Here is a 5,210-nt window from a genome sequence, read left to right as displayed (position 1 = left end):
CCGGATCGCCAGTCCGACGACCGCATATATCGCCCACGGGTGCAGCGTCCAGTGGAACAGCGTGGTGGCCAGCGCGGTCTGCACGACCTCCGGATTTCCGGCCGGGCCGGTACCCGGCGGAGGCGTCGAGAAATGCGCCAGCGGTTCGGCCACCCCGAAGAACATCAGGCCGATACCCATGCCCGCGCTGAACATCATCGCGACCCACGACACGCCGTTGAACTCGGGCTCCTCGTCGTCGCGGCCGAGCGGGATCGCGCCGTAGCGGCCGATCGCGAGCCACAGGATGAACACCACGAACCCGGACGCCGTCAGCACGAACAGCCAGCCGGTGTTGTCCATCACCCACGTCAGGGCGCTGTTCGACGCCGTGGCCAGCGACCGGGTGTCGACGAAACCCCAGACGAGGAAGGCGATCGCGACGACCGCGGTGACGCCGAAGACAATCCAGTCCACGCCGCGCGAGCGCGCGTCGGCGTTCGCTTCGACCGGCTGATCGAGTACCGGGTGGGGCACGACGTCGTTCGTGGGCGACCTGAGCGCACGCCGAGTCGCGGCCCCGGCCTTGCCGGTCGCTTCGTGCTCGGCGCCCGTCGTCATGACTGGGCCGCCTCCAGCAGTTCTTCCAGGGATTCCCGTAGCAGGCTCGGCAGGACGTCGACGTCGCTCATCGCATCGCGGTCGGCGTTGATCCCGAAATACACCATCCCGTTGTACGACGTCACCCCGAGCGCCAGGACCTGATTGGCCAGCAACGGAGGCACCGCGTACGTGTCCAGCAACTTGGTGCCCGCGATGTACATCTGGTGCTGCGCGCCGGGCACGTTGGTGATCAGCAGGTTGAACTGGCGGGCCGAGAACGTCGTCGCGACCCGGATGCCCATGGCATGCAGCGTCGGCGGCGCGAACCCCGACAGCGTCACGATCGTCCTGGCGTCGACCAGGCTGGCGGCGGTCGACGCCGACTCGGTGGCGTGGGCGATCTGCGAGAGGCGCACCACCGGGTTGCCCTCTCCGACGGGAAGGTCGACGAGGAACGGGGACACCTCGCTGATCGCCTGGCCGGGGCCGGTGGCGTCGCGTTCGGCGTCGGGGTACACCGACATCGGCGCCATCGCGCGCACCCGCGTCGTCGCGGTGACCGGCTCGCCGCGCGACATCAACCAGTTGCGCAGAGCACCGGCCACCACCGCCAGCACGACATCGTTGATGTCGCAGTCGTAGCGGGCGCGCACCATGCGGAAGTCGTCGAGGCTTCCGCTGGCCACGGTGAACCGCCGATTGCGCGAGACGGTCGTGTTCAGCGGACTGCTCGGCGCAGTGCCGCGCGCGACCGTACGGGCCATCTCGACGAATCGGCGCCCCATGTCGACGAGCTGGCCGGCGTTGGTCGCGACGCCGAGGACGGCGGAGCGGACCGCGGCCATCTGCTCGGCCGGGCGCATGATCCACTCGCCGACGGCGCCGAGCAGCAGCTGCCGATCGCTAGGCTCGCGCAGCGGGATCCAGATGTCCTCGCCGAACTGCGGCGGCTTCTGGGTGCGGTCGGCGATGACGTGCCCGATCTCCAGCGCGGTCATCCCGTTGACCAGCGCCTGGTGTGTCTTGGTGTAGATCGCGATGCGGTTCTTGGCCAGGCCCTCGATCAGGTACATCTCCCAGAGCGGACGCGACTTGTCCAGCGGCCGCGATCCCAGCCGGGCGATGAGTTCGTGCAGCTGGGCGTCGCTGCCCGGCGAGGGCAGCGCGGACCGGCGGATGTGATAGGTGATGTCGAAGTCGCGGTCGTCGACCCAGACCGGGCGGGCCAGCCCGAACGTCACCTCGCGGACCTTCTGGCGGTATCGCGGTATCTGCGGCAGCCGTTGTTCGACGGTGGCGAGCAGCGTTTCGTAGCTCAGCCCGCTGCGCGGTTTGCGCAGGATCGACAGCGACCCGACGTACATCGGCGTCACCGTGTTCTCCAGGTGGTAGAACGACGCGTCCGCCGCCGACAACCGCGTGACCATCGCGACGCCGCCCCTCCCGTGTACTTCCGCGGTCCCGCCGCGTGTGCCGAAGTCCCCGCCACGCTATAGCCCGACCCTGGGAATGCGCATCGCGGGTGCTTGCCGGTCTGCTCCTTCGGTGCATGTTCGGTGCATATGAGGCTCTGCGAACCGTGCGATCATGAACAGGTCTGCGACTCTCCGGCAGACGCGACCCGTCTCGTCGAGTGGTTGGAGAGTCGTTGTGCCACCGTCCAATACCCGCACCGAAGAAGCGACCGCCTCGATCGTGCCGGTCATCGACTGCGAGCCGGCGCCCGTCGGTGTCGCCGCGTGTCCGCCGCCGACGCCGAAATCGCTGCGCCGCAGGCCGTCGGGTGGCCTGCGAACCGGGCACCCGCCTCGGGCGGTGCCGGCCGTCGCAGAGCCCGCACCGTCTCGGAGCGCCGTCGTCTTCGCCGAGGCGGCGTTGCGCCGGGTGCTGGAAGTGATCGACCGCCGCCGCCCGCTGGCACAGTTGCGACCGGTGATGGCGCCCGCGCTGACCGACACGGTGCTGGCCATGGCGCGCTGCCCGCATTCCGCGGCGGCCACGCTGCGCCGCGTCAGGTTGCGCATGGTCGACGACCAGATGCCGGCCGCCGAGGTGTTCGGCACCTACAGCCGCGGCCCGCGCATCCGGGCGATAGCGGCCCGCATCGCGTTCGAGGGTGATCGCTGGCGGATCGTCGCGCTGCAGATCGGTTGACCGCTAACCTGCTCGACGTGCAGGGAAACACCGTCAGCGTGGAACGCGTCGTCAAGGCGCCCGCCGCCGCGATCTTCGCGTTGCTCGCCGATGCAGCCGCGCATTCGAGGTTCGACGGCTCGGGCACCGTCGAGGGCACCTCCGATCACGCGCCCGGCGGCGAGGCTCGACCGCTTACCCCCGGCGCGAAGTTCGGCATGTCGATGCGGGGCAGGCCCGAGTCGCTGTATCTGCCGTACCGCACCACGAACACGGTCGTCGAGTTCGAGCCCGACCGGCGCATCGCGTGGAAGACGACGATCGGCCCGCTCGGGTTGATCGGCGGGCGGATCTGGCGTTACGAACTCGAACCCACGGCGCACGGCACCCTGGTGCGCGAGACCTGGGACGTCTCGGCGGACCGGCAGCGGCTCATGCTGAAAGTCGGTGCGACACCCAAGCAGGCAGCGGACGGGATGCGCGCGACCCTGAAGCGTCTCGCCGCGCTGGTCGAACACTGAGTTCGACAGACCTCAGCGCCGGCGCATGGCCTTCTGGTCGCGGGCCTGCTGGCGCGCGGCCTCGCGGCGCTGCTTGCGCGTGCCGCCGCCGGCCGCCGGCCGAGGTGCACCGCCACCCTTGCCTGACCGCTGCACCTGCGCCGAGCCGTCCTCCGAAGGCCCGGTATACGTCAGCGGTCGGGAGTCGTCGTCAATTCCCTTGGCGCGCAATGCAGTTCCGGCCGGACGCTCCTTCGTCGCCACGGCGCCCTGGCCGCTCTCCTGCCCCTGGGCCGCGGCGGCCGTGGCGAACTCGGTAAGCCCGGACGGCGTCGCGACGGGGGCGACGGTCGGCTGCGGGGCTGGTTCGACCGCGACGTTGAACAGGAACCCGACCGACTCCTCCTTGAGGCCCTCGAGCATCCCGATGAACATGTCGTAGCCCTCGCGCTGGTACTCGACGAGCGGGTCGCGCTGCGCCATCGCGCGCAGGCCGATGCCCTCCTTGAGGTAGTCCATCTCGTAGAGGTGCTCACGCCATTTGCGGTCCAGCACGTTGAGCAGCACGTTGCGCTCCAGCTCGCGCATCGCTCCCTCGCCCGCGATCGCCTCGATCTGCTTCTCGCGCTCGGCGTACGCGCGGTCGGCGTCGGCGATCAACGCGTCGAGCAGCTCGTCGCGAGTCAGCTCACCCGGCTCGCCGATCGCGTCGGAGTCGACCAGTTCGTGATGGTCCAGCCCGACGGGATAGAGCTGCTTGAGCGCGGTCCACAGCTGCTCGAGGTCCCAGTCCTCGGCGTAGCCCTCAGCGGTCGCCCCGTCGACGTAGGCGGTGATCACGTCGACGAGCATCTTGCGGGCCTGCTCGGCCAGGTTCTCCCCTTCGAGGATGCGCCGCCGCTCGTCGTAGATGACCATGCGCTGCTGGTTCATCACCTCGTCGTATTTGAGGACGTTCTTGCGGACCTCGAAGTTCTGCTGCTCGACCTGGGTCTGCGCGCTCTTGATCGCGCGGGTGACCATCTTGGCCTCGATCGGCACGTCGTCGGGGAGGTTGAGCCGCGTCAGCAGCGCCTCCAGCGTGGCGCCGTTGAACCGTCGCATCAGTTCGTCACCCAGCGACAGGTAGAACCGCGACTCGCCCGGATCACCCTGGCGTCCCGACCGGCCGCGCAGCTGGTTGTCGATGCGGCGGGATTCGTGGCGTTCGGTGCCCAGCACGTACAGCCCGCCCGCGGCGATGACCTCCTCGGCTTCGTCACCCGCTTCGGCTTTGATCTGGGACAGCACCTCGTCCCAGGCGGCCTCGTACTCGTCGGGCGTCTCCACCGGGTCCAGGCCACGCTCACGCAGCCGCTTGTCGGCGAGGAAGTCCGGGTTACCGCCGAGCACGATGTCGGTTCCGCGGCCGGCCATGTTGGTGGCGACGGTGATCGCGCCGCGCCGGCCGGCTTCGGCGATGATGCCCGCCTCCTGCTCGTGGTACTTGGCGTTGAGGACGTTGTGCGGGATGCGGCGCTTCTGGAACTGCCGCGACAGGTACTCCGAGCGCTCCACGCTCGTGGTGCCGATCAGCACCGGCTGGCCCTTCTCGTACCGCTCGGCGACGTCGTCGACGACCGCGATGTACTTGGCCTCTTCGGTCTTGTAGATCAGGTCCGACTGGTCGGCACGGATCATCGGCTTGTTCGTGGGGATCGGCACGACGCCGAGCTTGTAGATCTCATGCAGCTCGGCCGCCTCGGTCTGGGCGGTACCGGTCATGCCGGCGAGCTTGTCGTAGAGCCGGAAGTAGTTCTGCAGGGTGATCGTGGCCAGGGTCTGGTTCTCGGCTTTGATCTCGACGTGCTCCTTGGCCTCGATGGCCTGGTGCATGCCCTCGTTGTAGCGGCGGCCGATCAGCACGCGGCCGGTGAACTCGTCGACGATGAGCACCTCGCCGTCGCGCACGATGTAGTCCTTGTCGCGCTGGAAGAGCTCCTTGGCCTTGATCGC

General features: G+C 69.0%; 5 protein-coding genes. 2 read left to right on the top strand and 3 right to left on the bottom strand.

Features of this window, described 5'->3' with window-relative positions; genetic code table 11:
• Together A5663_RS14180 and A5663_RS14175 are read right to left on the bottom strand one after the other, a co-directional pair.
• Window positions 1–600, bottom strand: a 600-nt coding sequence (locus A5663_RS14180) for a BCCT family transporter (RefSeq protein WP_197503398.1), incomplete at its 3' end; no start/stop codon positions are given.
• Complete coding sequence (locus tag A5663_RS14175; RefSeq protein ID WP_068149957.1) at window positions 597–2,009, bottom strand: wax ester/triacylglycerol synthase family O-acyltransferase; 1,413 nt, start codon at window positions 2,007–2,009, stop codon at window positions 597–599. The genes A5663_RS14175 and A5663_RS14180, both read right to left, overlap by 4 nt.
• Before the next feature lie 268 nt (window positions 2,010–2,277).
• On the opposite strand from A5663_RS14175, the gene A5663_RS14170 reads away from it, so the two are divergent.
• The gene (locus A5663_RS14170) at window positions 2,278–2,736 is read left to right on the top strand and encodes an Rv3235 family protein (RefSeq protein ID WP_369816634.1); all 459 of its coding nucleotides are present in this window, start codon (window positions 2,278–2,280) and stop codon (window positions 2,734–2,736) included.
• Between the two features lie 17 nt (window positions 2,737–2,753).
• Window positions 2,754–3,236, top strand: coding sequence for an SRPBCC family protein (locus tag A5663_RS14165; protein ID WP_068149960.1), 483 nt, complete (start codon window positions 2,754–2,756; stop codon window positions 3,234–3,236).
• A gap of 12 nt (window positions 3,237–3,248) precedes the next feature.
• Here the strand turns inward: A5663_RS14165 and A5663_RS14160 are convergent.
• On the bottom strand, window positions 3,249–5,210 hold a 1,962-nt coding region (locus A5663_RS14160; RefSeq protein WP_068149950.1), incomplete at its 5' end, for a preprotein translocase subunit SecA.

The sequence above is a fragment of the Mycobacterium sp. E740 genome (genome assembly GCF_001672895.1).
Classification (GTDB): Bacteria; Actinomycetota; Actinomycetes; order Mycobacteriales; family Mycobacteriaceae; genus Mycobacterium.
Note: the sequence above shows the minus strand (reverse complement) of the source record. Positions and strands in the feature narration are given on the sequence as shown.

Excerpts from the sequence above, each read along its gene's own strand:
- A5663_RS14175 (WP_068149957.1), bottom strand. The coding sequence starts at position 2,009 with ATGGTCACGCGGTTGTCGGCGGCGGACGCGTCGTTCTACCACCTGGAG.